The 24,862-nt window shown below is 70.4% G+C and carries 19 protein-coding genes and 3 pseudogenes; 10 read left to right on the plus strand and 12 right to left on the minus strand.

Annotated elements, in window-relative coordinates; all coding sequences use genetic code 11:
* Positions 1–3: 3 nt before the first annotated feature.
* From AC5WS8_RS33750 to AC5WS8_RS33780, 7 genes are read left to right on the plus strand one after another with little or no spacing between them, the layout of a single operon-like run.
* The gene (locus tag AC5WS8_RS33750; RefSeq protein ID WP_496107329.1) at positions 4–1,029 is read left to right on the plus strand and encodes an NAD-dependent epimerase/dehydratase family protein; all 1,026 of its coding nucleotides are present in this window, start codon (positions 4–6) and stop codon (positions 1,027–1,029) included.
* Complete coding sequence (locus AC5WS8_RS33755; protein ID WP_496107330.1) at positions 1,026–2,363, plus strand: DUF4910 domain-containing protein; 1,338 nt, start codon at positions 1,026–1,028, stop codon at positions 2,361–2,363. Before AC5WS8_RS33750 ends, AC5WS8_RS33755 begins: the two co-directional genes overlap by 4 nt.
* 5 nt (positions 2,364–2,368) lie before the next feature.
* Complete coding sequence (locus tag AC5WS8_RS33760; protein WP_496107354.1) at positions 2,369–3,679, plus strand: hypothetical protein; 1,311 nt, start codon at positions 2,369–2,371, stop codon at positions 3,677–3,679.
* The gene (locus AC5WS8_RS33765; protein ID WP_496107331.1) at positions 3,676–4,623 is read left to right on the plus strand and encodes a glycosyltransferase family 2 protein; all 948 of its coding nucleotides are present in this window, start codon (positions 3,676–3,678) and stop codon (positions 4,621–4,623) included. The genes AC5WS8_RS33760 and AC5WS8_RS33765 overlap by 4 nt, the downstream gene beginning before the upstream one ends.
* Positions 4,620–5,864 (plus strand): polysaccharide pyruvyl transferase family protein, encoded by a 1,245-nt coding sequence (locus AC5WS8_RS33770; protein WP_496107332.1) that lies wholly within the window; start codon positions 4,620–4,622, stop codon positions 5,862–5,864. The genes AC5WS8_RS33765 and AC5WS8_RS33770 overlap by 4 nt, the downstream gene beginning before the upstream one ends.
* A complete protein-coding gene (rfbC, locus tag AC5WS8_RS33775; protein WP_496107333.1) occupies positions 5,861–6,412 on the plus strand; it encodes a dTDP-4-dehydrorhamnose 3,5-epimerase in 552 nt (183 codons plus the stop codon). The genes AC5WS8_RS33770 and rfbC overlap by 4 nt, the downstream gene beginning before the upstream one ends.
* A gap of 7 nt (positions 6,413–6,419) precedes the next feature.
* Positions 6,420–7,763 (plus strand): glutamate-1-semialdehyde 2,1-aminomutase, encoded by a 1,344-nt coding sequence (locus tag AC5WS8_RS33780; RefSeq protein ID WP_496107334.1) that lies wholly within the window; start codon positions 6,420–6,422, stop codon positions 7,761–7,763.
* A gap of 20 nt (positions 7,764–7,783) precedes the next feature.
* Here the strand turns inward: AC5WS8_RS33780 and AC5WS8_RS33785 are convergent, their stop codons facing one another.
* The 7 genes and pseudogenes from AC5WS8_RS33785 to AC5WS8_RS33815 all read right to left on the minus strand — a co-directional run bounded on the left by AC5WS8_RS33785 (position 7,784) and on the right by AC5WS8_RS33815 (position 16,990).
* Positions 7,784–8,443 carry a phosphatase PAP2 family protein gene (locus tag AC5WS8_RS33785; RefSeq protein WP_496107335.1) on the minus strand — a complete coding sequence of 220 codons (660 nt, stop codon included), beginning with the start codon at positions 8,441–8,443 and terminating at the stop codon, positions 7,784–7,786.
* 821 nt (positions 8,444–9,264) lie between these two features.
* Positions 9,265–9,477 (minus strand): annotated as a pseudogene (locus AC5WS8_RS33790) (hypothetical protein); the annotation flags it as partial.
* A 174-nt stretch (positions 9,478–9,651) separates the two neighbouring features.
* The gene (locus AC5WS8_RS33795; protein WP_496107336.1) at positions 9,652–10,575 is read right to left on the minus strand and encodes an NADP-dependent oxidoreductase; all 924 of its coding nucleotides are present in this window, start codon (positions 10,573–10,575) and stop codon (positions 9,652–9,654) included.
* 199 nt (positions 10,576–10,774) lie between these two features.
* A pseudogene (locus AC5WS8_RS33800) lies at positions 10,775–10,858 on the minus strand (alpha/beta hydrolase); the annotation flags it as partial.
* A gap of 4 nt (positions 10,859–10,862) precedes the next feature.
* Positions 10,863–14,015 carry an FAD-binding and (Fe-S)-binding domain-containing protein gene (locus AC5WS8_RS33805; protein ID WP_496107337.1) on the minus strand — a complete coding sequence of 1,051 codons (3,153 nt, stop codon included), beginning with the start codon at positions 14,013–14,015 and terminating at the stop codon, positions 10,863–10,865.
* A gap of 27 nt (positions 14,016–14,042) precedes the next feature.
* A complete protein-coding gene (locus AC5WS8_RS33810) occupies positions 14,043–15,191 on the minus strand; it encodes an enolase C-terminal domain-like protein (protein ID WP_496107338.1) in 1,149 nt (382 codons plus the stop codon).
* Complete coding sequence (locus AC5WS8_RS33815; protein ID WP_496107339.1) at positions 15,188–16,990, minus strand: thiamine pyrophosphate-requiring protein; 1,803 nt, start codon at positions 16,988–16,990, stop codon at positions 15,188–15,190. Before AC5WS8_RS33815 ends, AC5WS8_RS33810 begins: the two co-directional genes overlap by 4 nt.
* A gap of 97 nt (positions 16,991–17,087) precedes the next feature.
* On the opposite strand from AC5WS8_RS33815, the gene AC5WS8_RS33820 reads away from it, so the two are divergent.
* Positions 17,088–17,369, plus strand: coding sequence for a hypothetical protein (locus AC5WS8_RS33820; RefSeq protein ID WP_496107340.1), 282 nt, complete (start codon positions 17,088–17,090; stop codon positions 17,367–17,369).
* Between the two features lie 18 nt (positions 17,370–17,387).
* On the opposite strand, the pseudogene AC5WS8_RS33825 reads toward AC5WS8_RS33820, so the two are convergent.
* Positions 17,388–18,125, minus strand: a pseudogene (locus AC5WS8_RS33825) (sigma-70 family RNA polymerase sigma factor); the annotation flags it as partial.
* Between the two features lie 189 nt (positions 18,126–18,314).
* On the opposite strand from AC5WS8_RS33825, the gene hpnR reads away from it, so the two are divergent.
* Together hpnR and qcrB are read left to right on the plus strand one after the other, a co-directional pair.
* Complete coding sequence (hpnR, locus tag AC5WS8_RS33830) at positions 18,315–19,832, plus strand: hopanoid C-3 methylase HpnR (RefSeq protein ID WP_496107341.1); 1,518 nt, start codon at positions 18,315–18,317, stop codon at positions 19,830–19,832.
* Positions 19,833–20,024: 192 nt separating this feature from the next.
* Positions 20,025–21,665 (plus strand): cytochrome bc1 complex cytochrome b subunit, encoded by a 1,641-nt coding sequence (qcrB, locus tag AC5WS8_RS33835; RefSeq protein ID WP_496107355.1) that lies wholly within the window; start codon positions 20,025–20,027, stop codon positions 21,663–21,665.
* A gap of 10 nt (positions 21,666–21,675) precedes the next feature.
* Here the strand turns inward: qcrB and AC5WS8_RS33840 are convergent, their stop codons facing one another.
* Genes AC5WS8_RS33840 through AC5WS8_RS33855 form a run of 4 tightly spaced genes read right to left on the minus strand, consistent with a single transcriptional unit; the run spans position 21,676 to position 24,861 of the window.
* Positions 21,676–22,158 carry a hypothetical protein gene (locus tag AC5WS8_RS33840; protein ID WP_496107356.1) on the minus strand — a complete coding sequence of 161 codons (483 nt, stop codon included), beginning with the start codon at positions 22,156–22,158 and terminating at the stop codon, positions 21,676–21,678.
* Positions 22,159–22,163: 5 nt separating this feature from the next.
* The gene (locus tag AC5WS8_RS33845; protein ID WP_496107342.1) at positions 22,164–22,535 is read right to left on the minus strand and encodes a hypothetical protein; all 372 of its coding nucleotides are present in this window, start codon (positions 22,533–22,535) and stop codon (positions 22,164–22,166) included.
* Positions 22,532–24,202 (minus strand): cytochrome c oxidase subunit I, encoded by a 1,671-nt coding sequence (locus AC5WS8_RS33850; protein WP_496107343.1) that lies wholly within the window; start codon positions 24,200–24,202, stop codon positions 22,532–22,534. Before AC5WS8_RS33850 ends, AC5WS8_RS33845 begins: the two co-directional genes overlap by 4 nt.
* Positions 24,199–24,861, minus strand: coding sequence for a cytochrome c oxidase subunit II (locus tag AC5WS8_RS33855; protein WP_496107344.1), 663 nt, complete (start codon positions 24,859–24,861; stop codon positions 24,199–24,201). Before AC5WS8_RS33855 ends, AC5WS8_RS33850 begins: the two co-directional genes overlap by 4 nt.
* Position 24,862 lies beyond the last annotated feature (1 nt).

A 24,862-nucleotide genomic window follows, 5' to 3' on the forward strand; every position in this document is an offset into this window, starting at 1 on the left:
ACCTTGCGCGTACTGCTGACCGGACACCAGGGCTACCTGGGCACCGTCATGGCCCCGGTCCTCGCCGCCGTCGGACACGAGGTCGTCGGCCTCGACGCCGGCCTGTTCGCCGACTGCGTCCTCGGGCCGCAGCCCGCGGACCCGCCGGGGCCTCGGGTGGACCTGCGCGACGTCACGGCCGACCACGTGGCCGGGGTGGACGCCGTGATCCACCTGGCGGCGCTCTCCAACGACCCGCTGGGAGCGCTGGCGCCGGAACTCACCTACGACATCAACCACCACGCGTCCGTGCGGCTGGCCCGGCTGGCCCGCGACGCCGGGGTGCGGCGCTTCCTGTACGCGTCGACCTGCTCCGTCTACGGTGCCGCCGGCGGCGGCGACCTGGTGGCCGAGGACGCCCCGCTGCGCCCGGTGACGCCGTACGCGGAGTCCAAGGTGCGGGTGGAGGACGACCTGCACGAGCTGGCCGACGGCGACTTCAGCCCGGTGTACATGCGCAACGCCACCGCCTTCGGCTACTCGCCCCGGCTGCGCGCCGACATCGTGCTGAACAACCTGGTGGGCCACGCGCTCCTGTCCGGCGAGGTGCTGGTGCTCTCCGACGGCACCCCCTGGCGTCCGCTGGTGCACGCCGCCGACATCGCACGGGCCTTCACGGCCGCGCTGACCGCGCCGCGGGAAGCGGTGCACGACCGGGCGTTCAACATCGGCAGCGAGACCAACAACGTCACGGTCGCCGAGATCGCCGAGCAGGTCGCCGAGGCGGTGCCCGGCTCCACGGTGGTGATCACCGGGGAGACCGGGGCCGATCCGCGGTCGTACCGGGTGGACTTCTCCCGGTTCCGCGCCGCGGTGCCCGGCTTCGACTGCGAGTGGACGGTGAAGCAGGGCGCCCTCGAACTCGCCGACGCCTACCGGAAGCACGGGCTGACCCGGGAGGACTTCGAGCGGCGCTTCACCCGGCTGGCCGTGCTGCGCGCGGCGTCCGACGCCGGCGCGGTCGACGACACCCTGCGGTGGCGCGGATGACCGCGGCCGGCGAACAGCCGTCGACCTCGGCCGGCGAAGAGATGTACGCGCTGGTGGAGCGGCTGTACCCGCTGTGCCGGAGCATCACCGGCGACGGTGTGCGCGCCACCCTGGAGATCGTCGGCGAGTACGTCCCGCTGCAGGTGCACGAGGTGCCGACCGGGACCCAGGTGCTCGACTGGACGGTGCCGCAGGAGTGGAACATCCGGGACGCGTACATCGCCGACACCGCCGGCAACCGGGTCGTCGACTTCGCCGCGTCCAGCCTGCACGTGCTCGGCTACAGCGTGCCGGTGTCGGCGACCATGCCACTGGCCGAGCTGCGCGGCCATCTGCACACCCTGCCCGACCACCCGTCCTGGGTGCCGTACCGCACCAGCTACTACAAGCCGGAATGGGGGTTCTGCCTGGCCCAGGAGACCCTGGACGCGATGCCGGACGGCGAGTACGAGGTGCGCATCGACTCCACGCTCGCGGACGGCCATCTCACCTACGCCGAACACGTGGTCCCCGGGCAGGTCGCCGACGAGGTGATCGTCTCCTGTCACGTCTGCCACCCGTCGCTGGCCAACGACAACCTGGCCGGCATCGCCGTGGCGACGTTCCTGGCCCGGGCGCTGGCGGAGCGGACGCCGTGGTACACCTACCGGTTCCTGTTCGCGCCCGGCACCATCGGGGCGATCACCTGGCTGGCCCGCAACGCGGAGCGGGTGAACGGGGCATCCCCTGCTCGAGCGGAGCCGAGAGCTCGGGGACGGGTCAGGCACGGGCTGGTGCTGGCCTGCGCCGGGGACCTGGGCCAGTTGACGTACAAGCAGAGCAGGCGCGGCGACGCGGAGATCGACCGGGTGATGCGGCATGTGCTGGCCGCTTCCGAACGCCCCCACCGCGTCACCGAGTTCACTCCGTACGGGTACGACGAGCGGCAGTTCTGCTCGCCCGGGTTCGATCTCGGCGTCGGCTCGCTCACCCGGACCCCGTACGCCGGCTACCCCGAGTACCACACCTCGGCGGACAACCTGGACTTCGTCTCCCCGGAGGCGATGGCGGACACGCTCGCCGTCTGCCACGAGGCGTTCGACGTGCTGGACCGCAACCGGCGGTACATCAACCTCAGCCCCTACGGCGAGCCCCAGCTGGGCCGGCGTGGGTTGTACGACTCGCTCGGCGGCCGCAGCGACGCGAAGGAGGCCCAGATGGCCATGCTCTGGGTGCTCAGCCTCTCCGACGGCGAGCACAGTCTGCTGGATGTCGCCGAGCGGTCCGGGCTGCCGTTCGACACCGTCGCCGCCGCGGCCGGCGCCCTGCACGGCGCCGGGCTGATCAAGGCATGACGCCGATGACCACCGAGGGGGCGAAGACGACGACACCGGCGGACCGGGCCGAAGACGTCCGGCGGACCGCCAAGCGGGCCGTCTTCGGCCGGCTGTCCTGGGGGCTCGCCGACCAGGCGGCCTCCAGCATGAGCAACTTCGCGGTGGGCATCTACGTGGCCCGCTCGCTGGGGGTGACCGCGTTCGGCGTGTTCAGCCTGGCCTGGGTGACCTACGGCGTGGTGCTCAACGTCTCCCGCGGGCTGGCCACCGACCCGCTCGTGGTGCGCTTCAGCGGTGTGTCGGACGCGTCCTGGCGGGGGGCGGTGGCCCGGTCGACGGGCACCGCGCTCGGTGTCGGTGCCGCCCTCGGCGCGGCGTGCCTGGTGGCCGGGCCGGCTCTCGGCGGTCGGGTGGGGCCCGCGTTCGCCTGCCTCGGCGTCATGCTGCCGGGGCTGCTGCTGCAGGACGCCTGGCGGTTCTCGTTCTTCGCCGCCGGCACCGGGCGCAAGGCGTTCGTCAACGACCTCGTGTGGGGCATCGCCCTCGTCCCGGCCATGGTGGTGGCGGCCCGCGTGGGCAGCGTGGCCGCCTTCGTGCTCGCCTGGGGCGCGTCCGCCGCGGTGGCCGCCGCGTACGGCTGCCTGCAGTCCGGCATCCGGCCCGGGATGACCGGGGCGCGCGGGTGGCTCCGCGAGCAGCGCGATCTCGGCTACCGGTACCTGGTCGAGAACGTCAGCCTCAGCGGTGCGAGCCAGCTGCGGGCGTACGGGCTCGGCGCGATCGCCGGGGTCGGCGCGGTGGGTGCGGTGCGGGGCGCCGAGCTCCTCCTCGGCCCGTTCCTCGCGGTGCTGATGGGGCTGTCGCTGGTCACCGTCCCGGAGGCGGCACGGGTGCTGCGGCAGGCCCCGCACCGCCTCGGCCCGTTCTGCCTCCTGCTGGGCGGCGGGCAGGCCGCCGCCGCGCTGCTCTGGGGCGGGGCGCTGCTGATGATGCCGGACCGCCTCGGTCGGCTGGTGCTCGGAGACGTCTGGCACTCCGCCGCGGTCCTCATCGTGCCGGTGACCCTCGCCGTCGCGGGCGCGGGCCTCGGCACCGGCGCGGCGGCCGGGCTGCGCGCGCTCGGCGCGGCCCGGCGCAGTCTGCGCTGCCAGCTGTTCGCCTCCGCCTGCTATGTCGGCGGCGGGCTCGGCGGGGCGGCCGCGGCCGGCACGGTCGGCTCGGCCTGGGGCGTCGCCGCCGCCACCGTCAGCGGCTCGGCCGTGTGGTGGCTGCAGCTGCGGTCCGCCCTGCGCGAGCACCGCCGGAATCCCATCCCCGAAGTGAGGACCGCATGACCGACCGACCCAGGCTGAGCATCGGCCTGCCCGTGTACAACGGCGAGGAGTACCTGGCCGAGTCGCTGGACGCCCTGCTCGGCCAGACCTACGAGGACTTCGAGCTGGTCGTCTCCGACAACGCCTCGACCGACGGGACCCAGGACATCTGCCGCCGGTACGCCACGAAGGACTCGCGCATCCGGTACATCCGGCTGCCCCGGAACATCGGCGCCACGCCGAACCACAACCATGTGTTCGCCGAGTGCCGCGGCGAGCTGTTCAAGTGGGCCTCGCACGACGACCTGTACGGCCGGGATCTGCTGAAGCGCTGCGTGGAGGCGCTGGACGAGCGGCCCGACGTGATCCTCGCGCACACCGACCAGGCGGTCGTCGACGGCGACGGCCGGGTGAAGGTGCCGTACGACTACACACTCGCCACCGACTCGCCGCACGCACCGGAGCGTTTCCGCAGTCTGCTGTTCGAGCCCGGTGGCGACGACTTCTACGGGGTCATGCGGGCCGACGTCCTGCGCCGGGTGAAACCGCTCGACAGCTACCACCACGCGGACCGCACGTTCGTCGCCGAGATCACCCTGCACGGGCGATTCCACCAGGTGCCGGAGCTGTTGTACTTCCGCCGCGACCACCCCGCCCGCGCCGAGCGGGCGAACCCTTCCAAGCGCGCCCGGTGCGTCAACCTGGACCCGCGCCGGGCAGGCCCGCTGCATCCGACGCCCCGGCTGCTCGCCGAGTACGTCTGGGGCTTCGCCTCGGCGATCCGACGGGCGCCGTTGTCCCCGGCCGACCGGCGCGCCTGCCACCGCCACCTGGCCGCGTGGATGACCAGCCGGGCCCGGCCGGGCGCCGGCGAGCGGGTCGAGGACCGCCTCCCGGTCGACCCGAGCCTGCTCGGCGTGTCCGTCGACGCCGTCGTCGCCGGCCGCGAGGGGAGGCAGGCATGACGTCAGCGGACGAAACTCCGGTGCGTGTGGGGGTGTTCGGCCTGCTCGGCTCCGGCAACCTCGGCAACGACGGGTCGCTGGAGGCCGTGCTCGGGTACCTCCGCGCCGCACACCCGGAGGCGGTCGTGGACGCGCTGTGCGGCGGGCCCGAGGCGGTGACGGCCCGGTTCGGGATTCCCGCCACGCGACTGCACTGGAACCGCGCGGAGTACCGGACCGCGTCGCGTGCGGGCGCGATCGCGGCGAAGGGCCTGGGCAAAGTCGTCGACGTCTTCCGCACCGCCGCCTGGGTGCGCCGGCACGACGTGGTGATCGTGCCGGGCATGGGCGTCCTGGAGGCCACGCTGCCGCTGCGGCCGTGGGGCTTCCCGTACTCGCTGTTCCTGCTCTGCGCGAGTGGTCGGCTGCTGGGCACCCGGGTCGCGCTGGTCAGCGTCGGCGCCGCCGGGATCGGCAACCGGCCGACGCGGGCCCTGGTGCGCTGGTCGGCGCGGCTGGCCGCGTACCGGTCGTACCGGGACGCCCAGTCCCGAGACGCGATGCGGGCGATGGGCGTGGACACCGCGCGCGACGAGGTCTACCCGGACCTCGCGTTCTCCCTGCCGGCGCCGCCGGCGAGCGCGCCCTCGGACCCGCCGGGCCGAGTCTGCGTCGGTGTCATGGACTTCCACGGCGGCAACGACGACCGCGCCCGGGCCGACGAGATATACCGGCGCTACCTCGACGGGACGATCCGGTTCGTCCGCGTGCTGGTCGAGGAGGGCAGGCCGGTCCGGCTGCTCACCGGCGACGACTGCGATGCGTCGGTGGTCGCCGCGATCCTCGACGCGGTGGACTCACCGCTGGTCACCGCTGCCGAGCCGGCGTCACTGGCCGACCTGATGAAGGAGATGGCGGCTGCCGACAGCGTGGTGGCGGTCCGGTATCACAACCTGATCTGCGCGCTGAAGACCGGCACGCCGGTACTCGCACTCAGCTATGCGGCGAAGAGCGACGCGCTCATGGACCGGATGGGGCTTGCCGCGTACTGCCATCCGGCGCGCGAGGTCGACGCCGACCGGCTGCTCGAGCAGTTCCGGGCGCTGGAGAAGCGATCGGCCGAGCTGCGGCAGACCCTCACCGAGCGGAACCTGGCCGCCGCCCGGCAACTCGAGCAGCAGTTCGCCGCGTTGACCGCGGCGCTGTTCCCGGCGACCGGCCACCCCCACACCCGTACCCATACCCGCCAGGAGGCTCCATGAAGGCGACCGAAGTCCCGGCGATCGCAGGTGCGTACCTGTTCGAGCCGACGCCGTACGTCGACGAGCGCGGTTTCTTCTGCCGCACCTTCGACGCCGACGTGGTCCGCTCGGTGGGCCTCGACCCGGACGCCTTCGTCCAGGACAGCCTGTCCCGTTCGGTCCGGGGCGTGCTGCGCGGCCTGCACCTGCGCTCCGGCGCCGGCGAGGCCAAGCTGGTGCGGTGCTCGTACGGGAGGATCTTCGACGTGGTCGTGGACCTTCGGGCGGACTCGCCGACCTACCTGGGCCGGGCCTTCTTCGAGCTGTCCGACGAGACGCAGGCGACCCTGTACGTCCCGGCGGGCTGCGCGCACGGCTTCCAGGCGCTGACCGAAACCGCCGACGTCTCGTACCGGATCGACCGCCCGCATGATCCGGCCGAGGACGTGACGATCGCCTTCGACGACCCCGAGCTCGCCATCGACTGGCCGCTGCCGGTCACCTCGACGTCCCAGCGGGACCGGGAGGCGCCGAGCCTCGCCGAGGTTCTGAAGCACAGGGAGGGCTGAGGTCGGCGTGGACACCGAAGACACCGAAGACGCCGGACAGTTCCTCCTGCCCCGCTCGCGGAGGGCGAACGAGCGGCTGCACGCCATGATCCCCGGGGGCGCCCACACCTACGCCAAGGGCGACGACCAGTACCCCGAGGACCTGGCCCCGGTCATCAGCCACGGCCGCGGTGCCCACGTGTGGGACATCGACGGCAACCGCTACATCGAGTACGGCTCCGGCCTGCGGTCGGTCAGCCTCGGCCACGCCCACCCACGGGTGATCGAGGCGGTGCGGCGGGAACTCGGCCGCGGCAGCAACTTCGTCCGGCCGTCCATCGTGGAGGTCGAAGCCGCGGAACGCTTCCTGGCCACGGTACCGACCGCCGAGATGGTGAAGTTCGCGAAGAACGGCTCCGACGCCACCACCGCCGCGGTACGCCTCGCCCGCGCCGCCACCGGGCGCCCGCGGGTGGCCGTCTGCGCCGACCATCCGTTCTTCTCCGTCGGCGACTGGTTCATCGGCACCACGCCGATGTCCGCCGGTGTTCCGGCGGCGACCAACGAGCTCACCGTGGCGTTCCCTTACGGGGACCTGGCCGCCACGGAGGAGTTGCTCTCCCGGTACCAGGACGAGGTCGCCTGCCTGATCCTGGAGCCCGCCACCCACACCGAGCCGCCGCCCGGCTACCTCGCCGGCCTGCGTGAGCTGGCCGACCGGCACGGCTGCGTACTGATCTTCGACGAGATGATCACGGGCTTCCGCTGGTCCGAGGCGGGCGCCCAGGGCCTGTACGGCGTCGTCCCCGACCTCTCCACCTTCGGCAAGGCGCTGGGCAACGGGTTCGCCGTCGCCGCGCTGGCCGGGCGCCGCGAGCTGATGGAGCGGGGCGGGCTGCGTCACTCCGGTGACCGGGTGTTCCTGCTGTCCACCACGCACGGTGCGGAAACGCACTCCCTGGCGGCCGCGATGGCCGTGCTCACCACCTACGTCGAAGAGGGCGTCACCGCGCGGCTGCACGCGCTCGGCGCGCGGTTGGCCGCCGGGGTCCGCGACGCCGCGGCCGGTATGGGCGTCGGCGACCACATCGTCGTCCGGGGCCGGGCCAGCAATCTGGTCTTCGCCACCCTCGACGAGAACGGGCAGCCGTCACAGCAGTACCGCACCCTGTTTCTGCGCAGGCTCCTCGCGGGCGGGGTGCTGGCCCCGTCGTTCGTGGTGAGCAGCGCGCTCGGCGACGCCGACATCGATCACACCGTCGACGTGGTGGCCCAGGCGTGTGCGGTGTACCGGAAGGCACTGGACGCCGCCGATCCCACCCCCTGGCTGGGCGGACGACCGGTGAAGCCGGTGTTCCGCCGCTGGGCGTGACCTGACGTCAGCGGCGCCGGTCAGCGACGTTTCCGCCGACCGGCGTCGGCCGTCCGGTCGACCAGCCACGCGGTCACCGGAATCACCGCCAGCGCGGTGCACCAGCCGCCGAGGACGTCGGTCGGGTAGTGCGCGCCCAGGGCGACCTGAGCCCAGCCCATGGCGACGCCGGCGACCAGCGCCGCGGCGAGCACGAGTGAGGTTCCGGCTGTCCTGCCGAGGCCGAGCCGGCCGGTCGCGAGCAGCGCCACCACCAGGGCGAGCGCGGTGGCGAAGGCGGTGTGCCCGCTCGGGTAGGACAGGTTGCCGTCGCCGTGGATGGTGCGTCCTGCCAGGTGCTTGAGCAGCGTCGTCGTCCCCACGCTCAAGCCGACACCGGCGACGACGAGCGCCGCCGCCCGAGGACGCCGAAGCAGCAGGCAGCCCGTCACGATGGCCAGGACCAGCGGCACCGCTCCCCCGGGCTCCCCCAGGAAGTCCATGGCCTGGGCGACGTACCGCCACGGCGGCCCCGCACCGTCCACCGCCGCCGAGATCCGCGCGTCCACCCTGCCGGGTTTGCTGTCGCCGGCATACAGGACCCCGAGCACGGCGACCACCAGCGCGGCGAGGGCCGCCACCAGTCCGAGCCACCCGCGCAGCGACGGGGGCATCACCGCGGGCGCGGACCGGCCGGTCACACGCCCACCGCGTCCGGCCGGCCTGCGGTACTTCGCAGTGATCGGAAGATGATGTCCCGGATCTCTCGGGGCAGGGTGAGAGTGCTGCTCTTCACCCGACCGGTGGGCAGACATGAGTCAGCGGCCTCCTGTTTCTTCTGCTCCGGGCCAAGTGCCGCATCAGGCGACGTTCGCCCCGTCGCGCCGCCCGGCACGCTCCCCCAAGCTCTTCGAGCAGGGGGTGCCCCCCGGAGCACGCGCCGGACGCCGCTCCTCGACGGGCGAACGTTGCCTGTTGCGGCACCAGTTGGACCGTCAGATGCAGGGGCTGCGTACGGCCGGACCGAGCGAGATCAACGAGCTGCCCCTCCCCCGGTCGTGTCCGACGTGGCCCGCGCGGGAGCCGTCAGCCTGTGCAGTCCCGAACTCGCCGGGCTGACCGTCATCCCGGCCGAGGCCGTCGAAATCAGGCTTTCCTCGCCACCCTAACCAACAATGCGACCGCGGCGCACCGCCGTCGAAAAGTCCGTGTCAGCACTCCCCGAATTCCGGCCCGGGCTCGCCCGCACGGTCCTGGTCATCCTCACCGCATGGGCCGTGGCGGTCGCCCGGCACGCGCTCGGGCTGCCGTGGGGACCGGCGTGGGTGCTGGGCCGCGGCGGTGGCTCCCACCGACGCCACCTCGGTCGGCGCCCCGGCCGGCTCCCTGTCACGCCGTCAGGTCACGGTGCCGGCGCGGAGAGCCTCGTCACCGACGACACCGCGCCGGTCGTCCACGGCCTGGCGGATCGACGCGGTGCGCAGTCCCGAACCGAGGCGTCATCACGGGGGCGGCTCGCCGGTCATCGGGTGGGCGGCGCCTGGGCACGGCAGCGGGCCAGGCGCTCCTCGACCTCGCTCGTGGCGCCCCGGGCGAAGCCGTTGGAGATGGACCGCTGGAGGAGGGGGAAGACGGCCGGCGTCGGCAGGATCACCAGGACGGCCCCGCAGGAGAGGTCCTCCCAGTGCGCGCCGAACGGCCTCCTGAAGCGGAACAGTGCGGTCGTGACGGCGCCACGGCGCCTTGGCGAGGTCGACGAACTGCGGCATCCCTGCCGGGGAACAGGCCCGGTGGACCGCCCCTGCGCGCGCTGAAGGCGCCGGGCCGACATGCCGGGCGGCCCGCCGCGGGGCGGCCGCGGGCCGGCCTCCCGGGCGCTGCCGCCGCCGGCCATGCCCCGGACCGCCGATCAGCCGGCCTCGAGCACGATCTTGCCGCGGGTGTGCCCGCTCATACTGAGGCGGAACGCGTCCGCCGCCTCGGCCAGCGGCAGGACGTGCTCGACGTGGACTCCGAGCCTGCCGGCGTCGGCGAGTCGAGCGAGTGCGGCCAGGTCCGCGCTGTCGGGCCGGACCCACACGTGGTGTCCGCCGTGCTCGGTGACGGCGGGGTCGACGATCGACGCGAGGCGGGAGCGATCCTTCAGCAACTCCTGGGAGACGGCGACCGCGTCACCGCCGACGTAGTCGACTGCCGCGTCGACACCGTCCGGAGCCAGCTTCCGCACCCGCTCGGCCAGGCCGTCGCCGTAGGTGACGGGTTCCGCGCCCAGGGAGCGCAGGAAGTCGTGGTTGTGTTCGCCGGCCGTGCCGATCACCCGTGCCCCCTTGGCCACCGCGATCTGCACGGCGAAGGACCCGACGCCTCCGGCCGCGGCATGGACCAGGACCGTGTCCCCCTCGGCGACCCCCACCCGGGCCAGCGACTGCCAGGCGGTGAGCCCCGCCAGCGGGACGCCGGCCGCCTGCTGCCAGCTCAGCGACGCCGGTTTGCGCGCGAGGGTGCGGACGGGCGCGGCGACGAGCTCGGCATAGGTGCCGTGCTGTACTTCGTCCTTGCGGACGTACCCGAAGACCTCGTCGCCGACCGAGAATTCGGACACGTCCAGGCCGACCGCCTCGACGACGCCCGCGACGTCCCATCCGGGCACCAGGGGGAAGTGGACATACATGATCGGGTCGAGATGACCGGCGACGATCTTCCAGTCCACCGGGTTGACCCCGGCGGCCTTCACCCGCACGAGCACCGAGTCGGGCCCGACCTTGGGATCCTCGGTCTCCGCCAGTTCCAGAGCCTCAGGGCCACCGTAACGGTTGACGATAATTGCACGCATAACGGACACGATAGGTGGTCAGGGGTGAGTGATCGACGTTCTCTGCGGCATCTCCACGAACAGGCCTCACGCCGAACACCGTCCGTTTGCTCCTCCCCACGTGCGCCGGGCGACCGAAACCGTCCCGCCACTCGTCGCGGTGCGGCCGCGCGGACCCGGTGCGGGGACTGCCTCCGCGCGGCCGTCCGGGACGGGGGCAGCTCGCCGCGCGTACCGCCTCCCTGATCAGGTCGGCGACCTCCCCGGGCCGGGAGACGGCGACCGCGTGCGACGCACCCTCCAGCAACTCAGCGTCGTACGATCCGTACTCCCGCCAGTGCCAGCGTCCCGCCCAGCGCCGCCGCTGCCGAAAGCCGGAGCAGGCGGGTGCGCACCGGGGGCTTCGGCACGGGGGCGACGGCGCGTTCCGGGTGCCGGGCGACAGCGTGCCGGCCCTTGTCGCGGGCCAGCTTCATCACCTCGGCGACGTGCAGGGCCTGCCGCCCGGTCCCGGCGTCCTTGATCTGGGTCTTGCAGGAGAACCCGTCGGCCACCACGAGGCAGTCGTCGGCGGCATCGCGGACTGCGGGCAGCAGGGCCTGTTCGCCGCAGTCCAGGGAGATGTCGTACTTCCCCGACTCGAAGCCCCAGGAACCGGCGAGGCCGCAGCAGCCGCCCTGGAGGTTCTGCACCTCAAGGCCCATTTTCTGCAGCAGTTCCTGCTCCGGGCTCATACCGCCGGTGGCGCGGTGGTGGCAGTGGCCCCAGAGCAGAGCCGTTCCCTCGAGTGTGGGCGGGTCGATGTCGAAGGCCTGGAAGAACTCCGGGAAGTGGTAGGCGTTCTTGGTGAGTCGTTTGGCGTCGTCGTCGTGCGGGAGCAGCTTGGGCAGCTCGTCCTTGAACACGGCCAGGCAACTCGGTTCCATGCCGACGATCGGCGTGTCGGCGCGCAGATAGGGCCGCAGGGTGTCGAGGACGTGGTGGAGGTAGCGCTCGGCGGCGTCGAGGAAGCCGTAGTCGTACAGGGGCCGCCCGCAGCAGATGTGCTGCTCCGGCATGACCACCTGCCAGCCGGCGGCCTCGATGGCCTCGACGCAGGCGACACCGACGTTGGTGTGGAAGTGGTTGTTGAAGGTGTCCGGGAACAGGACGACGGGACGCCCGTTCGGGTTGGCGGTGCCGCCGCGGCGGGCGAACCACTGCTGGAGCGTGATGGGGGCGAACCGGGGCAGTGGACGGCGCCGGTCGATGCCCGCGACCAGCTTGGCGATGCGGGCGAGACCGGGGGTGTGGGTGGCGAGGTTGGCGAGTTCGGGGATGCGGGAGGCGATCCTGGCCGCCTGGTCGATGAACCCGAAGGCGTAGGCGTACCGAGGACGCCTGCGGCCCGGGGACTTGAAGTGGTGGTACAGGAACTCCGCCTTGTAGGTCGGCATGTCGACGCTGACGGGGCAGTCGTTGGTGCAGCCCTTGCAGGCCAGACACAGGTCGAGGGCGTCGTACACCTCCTTGGACTGCCAGCCGTCGGTGATCACGTCGCCCTTGAGCATCTCGTACAGCAGGCGGGCCCGGCCGCGGGTGGTGTGCTTCTCCTCGCGGGTGACCTGGTAGCTGGGGCACATCGTCGTCTCGGCCTGCGGGACCCGGCACTTGCCGACGCCGACGCAGCGCAGCGTCGCGTGGGCGAAGTCCCCGCCGTCTTCCTCGTAGGCGAACTTCACCGGGTGGCGCGGCGGGTTGTAGTCGGTGCCGAGTTTGAGGTTCTCGTCCATCCGGTAGGCGTCGACCACCTTGCCGGGGTTCATCTTCCACTGCGGGTCCCAGATCGCCTTGAACTCCCGCATGGCCTGGAGGAGTTCGGGCCCGTACTGCTTCTCCAGCAGCTCGGCGCGCTGCTGCCCGTCCCCGTGCTCCCCGGAGACCGAGCCGCCCATGGACACGCACAGGTCGGCGGCCTCCTCCATGAACGCCCGGTAGGTGGCCAACCCGTCGGCGGTGCGCAGGTCGAAGCTGAGCCGGCAGTGGATGCAGCCCTGGCCGAAGTGCCCGTACATGGCGCCGGTGATGCCGTGCCGGTCCATCACCTTGCGCAGCTTGCGTACGTACTCGCCGATCCGGTCCGGCGGGACGGCGGAGTCCTCCCAGCCCGGCCAGTGGTCCTTGCCGTCGGGCGGGAAGGCGGTCGATCCGAGGCCGCTCTCCCGGATCGCCCAGAGCTGCTCGCTGGTGCCGCCCTCCTGTTTGCTCCTGGCGATGCGGATGCGTTCCCGCTCGTATCCCTTGTCGTCGGTGAGCCATCGTGTGAAACGCTCGGCCTGGTCGACGGACTTCTCGGTGGTGTCCGCGCCGAACTGCACCAGCAGCCAGGCGCCGCCGCCGAGGCGCGGCAGCTCCTTGATGTCCTCCACGTTCATCTTCTGCAGTTGCTGGTCGCGGATGAGCTCGTCGTCGAGCGCCTCCAGGCCGACCGGCTTGAAGTGCTCGATGATCTCCATGCAGTGCTCGGCCGCGTCGGCGAGGTCGTCGTACTCGACGACCACGAGGGTGCGCTGCAGGAACGCCGGAGTGAGCATGAGGACCGCCTGCAAGGCGGTGGCGCAGGTGCTCTCGGTGCCGACCAGTGCGCGGGCGACGTTGAAGCCGCGTTCCGGCAGGAGTTCGTCCAGGTTGTAGCCGGACACCCGGCGCGGCACCTGTTCGGCCGGGCGGAAGCCGGCCCGGATGGCGTCGGCGTACTTGTCGCGCAGGTCCCGCAGCGCGGCGTAGATCTCCCCCTTGCGGCCGCCCTCGGCGATGATGCGGTCGAGGTCCTTCTCCTCGTCCACGCCCACCCAGAAGCGGGCGCCGTCGTAGGTGACGACCTCAAGGGCATGGGTGTTGTCGCTGGTCCGGGGGCCGGGGCCGTACAGCTGCGACTGCACGGAGTGGATGCCGCAGGAGTTGTTGCCGATGTTGCCGCCGATCACGCAGCGGGAGTGGGAGGACGGGTCGGGTCCGAAGACCAGGTTGTGGCGGCCGGTATAGCGGTTCAGTTCCTCGTTGATCACGCCTGGTTCGCAGGTCACCAGACGGCGTTTCGGGTCGATTTCACCGATACGGTTGAGGTATTTGGAGTGGTCGATGACCACGGCCTCGTTGACCGTCTCGCCGGACAGGCTGGTGCCGCCACCGCGGTTGAGGATGGGGGCGCCGAAGCGGTGGCAGATCTTGTGCACGGCGACGACGTCGTCGAGGGTGCGCGGGATGACGACTCCGATCGGCACCTGTCGGAAGTTGGACGCGTCCTGGGCGTACAGGCCCAGCGAACCGGCATCGAACCGCACCTCGCCTTCGACGGCCTTGCGCAGGGCCCGCTCCAGTTTGCCGACGTCGATCGTCTGGCGGGCTCGTGGCGCTCCCGGGATCTGCGGGTGCGTCTTGGCCGGGATCTCGCGTGTGGTCCGGCGGGTTGGCTTCGCCATCGGGTGAACTCTCCTTCGCGAGCCTGGTCAGGTGTTCCGTGTTCCGTACACGCGGTACGGCTCGGCGTCGGCCCACTTGATGTCCAGGCCGAGGCCGGCACGGGAGGTGTCGGGGCGCAGGGCACCGCCGTCGGGTGACAGGGTGCCGTCGAACAGCAGACGCTCGAGCCGCACATGGTCGTGGAAGTACTCCAGGTGCCTCAGTCGGCGCACCGCGCAGAAGGCATGGGCCGAGACCGCCGGCGCGCAGTGGGCTGACAGGTCCAGGTGGTGAGCCGCGGACAGTCCGGCCGCCTCCAGGACGCCGGTGATGCCGCCACAACGGGTCACGTCGGCCTGAAGACAGTCCACGGAAGGGCCCTCGACGAGGTTGACGAAGTCCTGTGTGGTGTAGGCGTACTCACCCGCCGCGATCTCCAGCCGCTCGGGACCCCGCTCAACCAGCATGCGCAGTCCTTCCAGGTCGGCGGAGCTGACGGGTTCCTCGAACCAGCGCACGTCCCACTCGTCGTGGAACCGGCGGGCCCAGTACAGCGCCTGCTTGTGACCCAGTGCCCCGTTGGCGTCGGTGAACAACTCCGGCTCGTCGCCGATCGCCTTGCGGACGGCCGCCAGCCGACGCGGGTCGCTCTCGGGGTCCCGGGAGGTCTTCAGCTTGACGCGGGGGATGCCCTGCTCCACCCATCCGGTGAGCTGATCGGTGAGGCGGTCCAGGGAGTAGTTCGTGAAGCCACCGCTGCCGTACACCGGTACCCGGTCGTGCCAGGCGGGCAGGAGGTGGACCAGCGGCAGCGCCAGCAGCCTGGCCTTGAGGTCCCACAGCGCCACGTCCACCGCGGAGACCGCCATGGCGCCGACACCGGGGCGGCCCGCGTTCCGGACCTCGTGTCCCATCCGGTGCCAGAGGGCCGGTGGAGAGGTCGCGTCCGCTCCCTGGAGCACCCCGGCGAGCTTGGACTCGACGAACGAGGCGACCGACACGTCTCCGTAGGTGTAACCGAGCCCGGTATGACCGCCGGCGTGCACCCGAACCAGAACGATGGTGGTGGAGTCCCACTCCAGGGTGCCGTCCTGTTCCTTGCCGTCCGGGCCGTCGGTCGGGACCTCGAAGGCGTGCACGTCGACGGATGTGATCCGGCAGGCTCCCAGGTCCGTACCGGCCGTTGCGCCGCTCATGAATGCCGTCCCGGCAGGTGTTCGGTCACCTCGGTGAGTTTCTGGCGCACGCCCCTGGCGGCGATGCCCACCCGCTCCGGGTCGCGTACGGCGGCCTTGGCGGCCTTCTTGCCCTGCGCCAGCATGATGTGCGGCGGGATCGGCGCGATCTCCTGGTCGACCTTGAACTCCAGCACCACCGGCTTGTCGGAGGCCAGCGCCTCGTCCCACGCCTTCCCGACCTTCTTCGGCTTCGCGCAGTGGATGCCCTTCAGACCGAGCATCTCGGCGTACTTGGCGTAGGGCACGTCGGGGATGTACTGCGAGCCGGGGAACTTGGGGTCGCCGGCCATGGCGCGCTGTTCCCAGGTGACCTGGTTGAGGTCCTGGTTGTTGAAGACGCAGAAGATGAACGGGGCTGACGGATTGGCCAGACGGTCCAGGTACCGCTTGACGGTGATCATCTCGGCCATGCCGTTCATCTGGAACGCCCCGTCACCGACGAACGCGATCACCGGCCGGTCCGGATGGGCGAACCGCGCCGCGATCGCGTACGGCGTCCCGGGCCCCATCGTCGCCAGCGTCCCGGACAGGGACGCCCGCATGCCGTTGCGGAGCTTCAGGTGCCGGGCCCACCAGTTCGTGCCCGAACCCGAGTCGGCGGTCAGGATGCAGCCGTCCGGCAGCCGGGGCGACAGCTCGGCGGCCACCGCCTGCGGATTGATGGTGCCGCCGAAGTGCTGGCCGGCCCGCTTCCGGCAGATGGCGTCCCACTCGCGGACGTCCTCCTCGATCTGCTTGCGCCAGCTGCGGTCCTCCTTGCGTTCCAGCAGCGGCAGGAGTGCCTTGAGCGTCTCCTTGGCGTCCCCGACGAGATGGGCCTCCATCGGGTAGCGGATGCCGATCATCCGCCCGTCGATGTCGATCTCCACGCCCCGGGCCTGCCCCTCGTCCGGCAGCCACTCGGCGTACGGGAAGCTCGTGCCGACCATGAGCAGGGTGTCGCACCCCTGGATCATGTTGTCGCTGGCCTTGGTGCCGAGCAGACCGATGGGGCCGGTCACGAACGGCAGATCGTCGGGGAGAACCTCCCGGCCGAGCAACGCCTTGGCCACCCCGGCACCCAGCAGCTCCGCGGTCTGAACGACCTCGCTCTCCGCCTCGGCGGCGCCCTGGCCGATGATCATGGCGACCTTGCTGCCGGCGTTGAGGACGTCTGCAGCCTTGCGCAGCTCGCCGGGGTCGGGCAGCAGACGGGGGCGGCTCCAGCCGACACTGGAGAACACCGACCCGTGCGTCTTCGGCGGCGACGGCTGAGCCTTCTCCTCCTGCACGTCCTCCGGAATGATGATCGTCGCGACCGATCGCATGGTGAGGGCCGTCTTGAAGGCACGGTCGATCACGTGCCGCGCCTGCCCCGGGTGCACGATCATCTGGCAGAACTCGGACACATCGGCGAACAGCTGGGCCAGCGGAATCTCCTGCTGGTACTGAGCACCGAGGGAGAGCCGCTTCTGCTGGCCCACCACGGCCACCACCGGCTGGTGGTCCAGCTTGGCGTCGTACAGGCCGTTCAGCAGGTGTACCGCGCCGGGCCCCGAGGTCGCCGTGCAGCAGCCCACCTCGCCGGTGAACTTCGCATGGGCGCAGGCCATGAAGGCGGCCATCTCCTCGTGCCGTGTCTGGATCAGTTCCGGCTGGCCCTTCGCCCGGTCGAAGGCGCCCAGCAGGCCGTTGATCCCGTCGCCGGGATAGCCGTAGACGCGCTCGATCCCCCATTCCCTCAAGCGTTGCAGTACATAGTCGGCCACCAGCGTCATAACCTGCTCCCTCGAACGCGCACCTTTGCCACCGCCACGGGGTGACCTGCGGCCGTGTCCCATAAACGACCGTTGGTTCTTCTCCCCGGCCTGGTGGTTGGCTGTGCACGCCGTGGGCGTCCGTCGGCTGCGCAGCGGCCTCGCGGTCCGTTCCGCACAGCGCCTGTGCCGGAACGTGCGCCGGCAGGCCGGCGGACGTGACGGCGGTGGCCGGCTCGTCAGCACCGACCGCCACCCCGACCGCGCCGTCGCCTGCGGACGCCTGTTCGACATGAGCCGAAACGGGCGTCGAGCCATCGGGGCGTCCTTCGGGGCCCGCCGGGGCAAGGTGGCTCAGTCCCTCTCGCAACTGCGCCAGGCAGCGGGCAAGCAGCCGTGACACGTGCATCTGCGAGATACCGACGGCAGCGGCGATCTGCTGCTGGGTCTGATCGTGGAAGAAGCGGAGAACGAGGATGCGGCGCTCGCGCTCCGGGAACTGCCGCATCGCCTGGATGAGCTCCACACGGTCGGCGGCAGTTTCCAACCCCGGATCCCAGTCGCCCATCACGTCCGCGGACGCGGGCAGGGGCCCCTCCCCTCCCTCGAGGGGAGCGTCGAGGGATCGAGGCCGTACAGCGCCCTGGGAACGGATCGCCTGCACCACCGCGGATTCGGACAGACCGGCGGCTCGACCGATCTCCGCCGGCGTGGGCGGGCGCCCTCCGAAAGCCTGTTCAAGTTCCCGCTGCACCCGTCGCACCTGCTGCCTGGCCTCCTGCACGGTCCGCGGCAACCGGACGAGTCCCGTCCTGTCCCGCAGATGCCGCTTCAGCTCTCCGGTGATCGTCGGCACCGCATAGGACAAGAAGGCGTGGCCATGGTCGGGGTCGTAACCGTCGACGGCCTTGACCAGGCCCAGACAGGCCACCTGAACGAGATCGTCGTGCTCCTCCCCGCCGAGGTTCCGGTACTTGCCGGCGATCCGGCGTGCCAGAGGCAACAGTCTGCGGATCGCCTCCTCACGAGCGCCCTCCCGCTCTCGGGCCGTCGGCTGCCGGCGGACCCGCCCCACAAGCTCATCGATCTGCGGGGAGGTGAGCGCACCGCCGACTTCAGACCTCAGCGGCGGACGAAGGGTTTCGAGGGGAGTCATCTGAGCCTCTGCGCTGAACGGGGTTCCTGGGCATCGCCATGTGTCCCCCCCTTCGTTTGGCCTATGCAAAGATCACCCTGCCAGTCGAACATTTTCAGTCGGTCGGCGGCCCGGACGGCTGATCCGCGTTTACGCACCCCTCGGATGAGGCCACAGACAGACGTCCCCGCCGCGCGCCCGAGGTGGCCCATGCGTCTGCTGCTCATTCATCCCAGTGCCCTGATGTATTCGGAGATCTTCCTACGACTGGAACCCCTCGGTCTGGAACGCGTCGCCGCCGCCGCCCGCGCCGCCGGGCACGAGGTCAAGGTCGTGGACCTCCAGGTGCGAAGGCACCGCGACCTGCACGAGACCTTCGCGTCGTTCCGGCCCGAGGCTGTGGGCTTCTCGCTGAACTATCTGGCGAACATTCCGGAGGCCATCGACCTCGCGCGCGGCATCAAGCAGGCGGTGCCCGGCTGTTTCGTCTTCTTCGGCGGGCACAGCGTCTCCTTCGTTGCCGAGGACGTCCTGGAGCAGGCTGAAGGGGCCGTGGACGCGGTGGTCCGCGGCGAGGGCGAACCCGCCATGGCGCCGCTGCTGGAAGCCGTCCGCGACGGCGGTGTCGACGGTGTGCCCGGGATCGTCACGAGCACCGGGCGCGGGCCCGCCCCGGCCATGCTGCACTCGATCGACAGTCCGCACCCGGCGCGTGACCTCATGACCCACCGCCGCCGCTATTTCATCGGTGAGCTGGACCCCTGCGCATCGATCGAGTTCACCCGCGGCTGCCCATGGGACTGTTCCTTCTGCTCAGCCTGGACCTTCTACGGCCGCAGCTATCGCAAGGCCTCCCCGAAGGCCGCGGCCGAGGAACTGGCGAGCATCCGGGAGCCGAACGTCTTCATCGTCGACGACGTCGCCTTCATCCGGCCCGAGCACGGCGACGCCATCGCCGCCGAAGTGGAACGGCGCCGGATCCGGAAGCAGTACTACCTCGAGACCCGCAGCGACGTCCTGCTGCGCAACACCGACGTCTTCGAACGCTGGACGCGCCTCGGCCTGAGGTACATGTTCCTCGGGATGGAGGCCATCGACGCCGAGGGACTGGATCTCTACCGCAAGCGTGTCAGCCCGGACGACAACTTCCGCGCTCTGGAGACGGCACGCAAGCTGGGGATCAGCGTCGCGATCAACCTCATCGTCGATCCTGCCTGGGACGCGGAACGGTTCCGGATCATCCGCGAGTTCGCGCTGGCCGTGCCGGAGATCGTGCACCTCACCGTGATGACGCCCTACCCGGGCACCGAGATCTGGCACACCGAGGCCCGTCGGCTGACGACCCGGGACTACCGGCTGTTCGACATCCAGCACGCCGTCGTGCCGACCACGCTGCCCCTGGAGGAGTTCTACGAGGAACTGGTCCGCACACAGGCCGTCATCAACCGCAAACACCTCGGCCTGCGCACCGCTCTGGGAGCGGCGCAGATCCTCGGGCGCAATCTGCTGCGCGGGCAGACGAACTTCGCCCGCATGCTGTGGCAGTTCAACCGGGTCTACAACCCGAAGCGCCAGTTGGCCGACCACCGGCGTCCGGTGCGCTACGAGCTCCCGCTGCCGCGCCGGCTCGACGTCGGTGACCGGCGCCGGCTCTACGTGCACAGCAAACCCGCGCCCCGGTCCGGCTCCGGCTCCGGCGCACCGAAGGACGCCGGTACCGAACACTGAGACCCCCGGCACGACGGGGCCGCGGCACTTCCGGGGTGCATCACCGGCTCGTCGCGGGGGCGCACCTCTTCCGGCGTTTCGAGCCCGGCGGGCGCGGGGACCCCCGTCCGCGGCCGAGACCCTCTGGTCCCGGTCCTCCATCGGCGGGTCCGGCCCGCTCGCAGGCCACCGGAGGTTGTTTTCTTGTCTCTCCTGCGGAAGCTGCTGCATCCGGAGCCGCAACCCACTCGCGGTGAGCGGTTCGTGACCGCCGTGGACCGGCGTGTGCCCTTGTCGGAGGCGGGAAAGCAGTTCCTGCGCAAGGCGTTTCCCGACCACTGGTCCTTCCTCCTGGGCGAGATCGCCCTGTACAGCTTCGTGGTGCTGGTGCTCACCGGGACGTTCCTCACGTTCTACTTCCATCCCAGCATGGAGGAGCGCCCGTACAACGGCTCCTACGAGCCCCTGCTGGGCCAGATGGCTTCCGAGGCCTACACCTCCACGCTGCACATCAGCTTCGACGTGCGCGGCGGACTGCTGGTCCGACAGATGCACCACTGGGCGGCTCTGGTCTTCGTCGCCGCGATCGGCGTGCACATGCTGCGGATCTTCTTCACCGGGGCGTTCCGTCGGCCGCGTGAGGTCAACTGGACGATCGGCGTGACCCTTTTCTGGATGGCCATCCTGGAGGGCTTCTGCGGATACTCCCTGCCGGACGACCTGTTGTCCGGTACGGGGCTGCGGACCGCGGAGGGCATCGTGCTGTCGATTCCGATCGTGGGCACGTACCTGATGTTCTTCATCTTCGGCGGCCAGTACCCGGGGCACGAGATCATTCCCCGGATGTACGCGGCGCACATCCTGCTCATTCCGGGACTGATGGTCGCGCTGATCGCCGTTCACCTCGGCCTGGTCATCTATCTCAAGCACACGCAGTGGGCCGGACCGGGGCGCACCAACCAGAACGTGATCGGCAAGCCGCTCTACCCGCAGTACACGACGAAGTCGGTGGGGCTCTTCTTCACCCTGTTCGGGGTTTTCGCCATCATGTCGGCCCTGATGCAGATCAATCCGATCTGGGACTTCGGCCCCTACCGGGCAGACCAGGCGTCGATCGACGCCCAGCCGGACTGGTACATGGGCTGGCTCGAGGGCTCCATGCGCCTGATGCCGAGTTGGGAGACCAACTTTCTGGGACACACCGTCGTCTGGGACGTCTTCATTCCCGCCGTGGTGGTCCCGGTCCTGCTGTTCGGGGTGCTGTATCTGTATCCCTTCTTCGAACGATGGGTGACCGGCGGCGGCAAGGAATACCACTTGTGCGACCGGCCCCGGAACCAGCCCACCCGTACCGGGCTGGGGGTAGCCGGCATCACCTTCTTCGGCGTCCTGCTCCTGGACGGCGGCCAGGACGTGCTCGAAAGGGTCTTCCGCGTCCCGTTCGAGGTGTACACCTGGTCCTTGCGGGTGGGTGTCTTCGTCCTTCCTGTCCTTGCTTTCGGGCTCACCAAGCGACTGTGCCTCGGCCTGCAGGCCAAGGACCGTGCGCGCCTCGTGGCGGGAGAACCGACGGAACAGGTACGGCTGTCTAGCGACGGCGCGTATGCCAGGGCCCATGAAATCCTGTCGAAGGACGAACGCATCGCCCTCGTCGTCCGGGACACCCCCCGGCCCCTGCACAAGCCCGGCCGCTGGTACATGCCCATCGGGCGTTACCTCAGGCGGGCTCTGAGCCGCTGGTACTACGCCAAGCGAGTGGAGATGCCGCTGACGGAGGACGCCCGCCGTCACGTCGCGGAAGTGACGGCCGACCCCGCCGAGGCGCAGAAGGCCACGGAGGAGTCGGGCGAGTAGCGGCAGGTCGTCACTCGGCGCCGGCCTGGGCCAGACGCTCCTCCTGGGTGATCCAGCGCCATGTGATGCCGAGAGCGAGCAGGCCGATCGGCAGCATGGCCGCGACCATGGCCAGTCCCCCCGCCACGTGGCCGAGTGCCACCATCACCACTGCCGGCAGGTCCAGCAGCGGCATCGACAGGTAGAGGTAGACCGAGCGCGCCGGATCGCTCAGCCGGTGCCGGGTGCCAAGGACGGGCAGCCAGTACAGCACCGCCGCACCCAGCAGCAGCGCCTCGACGGCGAGCCGGGCGAGCCCCGAGGGCACCCATGGCTCGGTCAGGACGACGGCCCCGTGCACCACGACGAACAGCGGCAGGGCCACCGCGGCGGGCACGGAGAAACTCCGCCACCCGGCCCATGCGTGGGTGAAATGAATCAGAGCGGGCACGCCGGCAGCCACGAGGAGCCCCGACAGGGCCATGGTGAGGACCTCCGGGCTCTCGACACCCATGCCGTTCACGATGAGCCTCCCTTGCGCCATGCGCCTCGGTGGATCGCCAGCGCCAACGCCACCAGGAGCAGCGGAACCGCCAGAGACAGCATCCACGGGCCGTACACGAGGGTGAGCAGGGCCAGGGTGAGGCCGACGGCCATGAAGGGGAGGGCTACGGCGCCCTGTACAGCCAGGCGCTGGCGCCGCTGTACGTCGCCGCCGCGCCGGGCTGAGACGAGGAACGGCACGGCCGCGGCCTCGATCAGGACGACGGCGCCGGCGTAGAGCGCGACAGCGATGATATGGCCGTGGTAGACCACGAGGACGGCGACGAGGACGGCGTTGAACAGTCCCCAGGCCGCCACCACAGCCCAGCCCGGAAATTCTCTGCTCATGTCTGGCTCCCCTCTCCGGCCGCGCGCGCCTCCTCGGCGGCGCGCTGCTCGCGCAGTCTCAGGTCGAGCAGCGGGGCGTAGCTGGTGATCGGGGGCAGCGGGCGCTCGGGCGGAAAGTTGATCTCCGGTGGAGGGGAGGAGGTGGCCCATTCCAGGGTCTGACCGCCCCACGGGTCGTCACCTGCGGGCCGTTTGCTGCGCAGTGACTCCAGGACGTTGAACAGGAACACCAGCATGGCCAGTGCCAGCACGCCGGCGCCGCAGCTGGAGAGGAGGTTCAGCCAGCCGAAGCCGTCCACCGCGTCGTAGGAGGAAACGCGTCGGGGCATGCCGAGGTAGCCGAGCCCGAACATGGGCAGGAAGGTGAGGTTCGTTCCGATGACGAGCAGCCAGAAGTGCAGCTTGCCAAGGCCCTCCCGCAGGAGGACACCGGTGGCCTTGGGGAACCAGTAGTAGACCGCCGCGAACAGGCCGAACGCGCTGCCGGCGAAGAGCACGTAGTGGAGGTGCCCGACGACGAAGTAACTGTCGGTGACGTGGTAGTCGATCACCGGGGTGCCCAGCATGATCCCGGTGAGGCCTCCGATGAGGAACTGCGGAATGAACGCCAGGGCGAAGAGCATCGGCGCGCGGAAGACCAGCCGTCCACCCAGGATCGTGCCGATGAGCGCGAAGTACTCGATCCCGGCCGGCATGAGCAGAGTGATCGAGGTCAGGGAGTAGTAGTCGTTGGCGGCCTGTCCGGTGGCGAACATGTGGTGGCCCCACACGCTCATCGACAGGGCGGCGAACGTCAGCAGTGCCAGGATCGTGCCCTTGTAACCGAAGAAGCGGCGGCCGGAGAAGACGGCGAGGACCTCGCCCACGGCGGCCAGGTAGGGGAAGAACATCACGTAGACGACGGGGTGCCCGTAGAACCAGAAGATGTGCTGGTAACCGATGTTCCACACGTTGGAGGCGAAGACCGCGGGATCGACCCGGCCCACCGCGAGCATCACCAGGGCGGCGAGCAGTGCCGGGAAGGAGCCGACCACCATCAGGCAGGTGGCCACCATGGACCAGGAGAAGACGGGCATCCGCATCATCGTCATGCCGGGCGCCCGCTTGCGCAGGGTCGTCCACAGCACCGTCCAGCCGATGAGGATGGTGCCCGTCACCGCGAGGAAGACGCCGACGATCCACAGATCGGTGCCGACAGAGGGCGAGTTGTCCCTGTCGGCCATCGGCGGATAGGAGAACCAGCCGTCGGCGTGCGCCCCGTCGTTCGCCGCGAAGCCGGACAGCATGGTCACGGCGCCGCACACGTAGAGCCAGTAGCCCATCAGCGTGGTGCGCGGCATGGCGATGCCCGGGGCACCGATCTGCAGCGGCACGAGGTACACGCCGAGGCCGAGGGCGAAGGGCGTCATGACCATGTAGATCATGCCGGAGCCGTGGATGGTGAACAGCTGGTTGTAGGTGTGCGCGTCGAGGAAGGTCTCGTCCGGCAGGGCGAGCTGGCTGCGCATCAGCAGGGCGAGCACTCCCACCAGGGACATCAGACCGAGAGACGTCCCGACGATCAGCAGCCCGATGTGCTTGTGATCGGTCGAGGTGAGGGACATCAGCCGGCCGCCGGCACCGGTATGGTCCGCCCTCTCGCTCGAGGAGTGCTGATGAACGGTCATGCCGCCGCTCCGGTGGCGCCGGCCGCCTGCTGCGTCAGCCACTTGTGGTATTCGTCGGGCGACACGGCTTTCACCCAGAAGTCCATCACCCTGTGGCGCTGGCCGCAGAACTCCCCGCACCTGCCCCGCCAGCGGCCTGCACGGTTGAACGTCATGCTGAACGTGTTCTCGTGGTTCGGGAACGCGTCCATCTTGTAGCGCAGGGCCGGGATCCACATCGAGTGGATGACGTCCTTCGACGTGACTCTGACCTTGATGGTCGTTCCCGTGGGCACGACGAGGGTGGGGTATCGGTTGTTGCGGCAATTGCCCTGCACTGAGACGGCCCGCTGGGTGGCGGCGCCCGGGTAGCTGAACTTCCAGCACCACTGGAAGGCGGTCACGTCGACGCGGGTGGTCGGCTGGTCCGCCTTCGTTTCCTGCTCGCGGTGGTTGGCCAGAGCTGTGTAGACGACGAGGAAGACGGCAAAGGCGGCGAGCACACCGAGGTAGTACGACTCCAGCCGATTGCGCTCGGCCCTCCTGGACGGCTCCCTACCTGCCCCGGCCCGCCGCCGGATGACAGCGATCGTCAGCAGCGCGAGAACCGCCACGAAGACGAACGAGGCGATAGCCGTCTCCAGGGTGAAGACCTCTCCGAAGACATGCCGTTGATTCATG

The organism is Streptomyces sp. PTL18 (assembly GCF_059510295.1).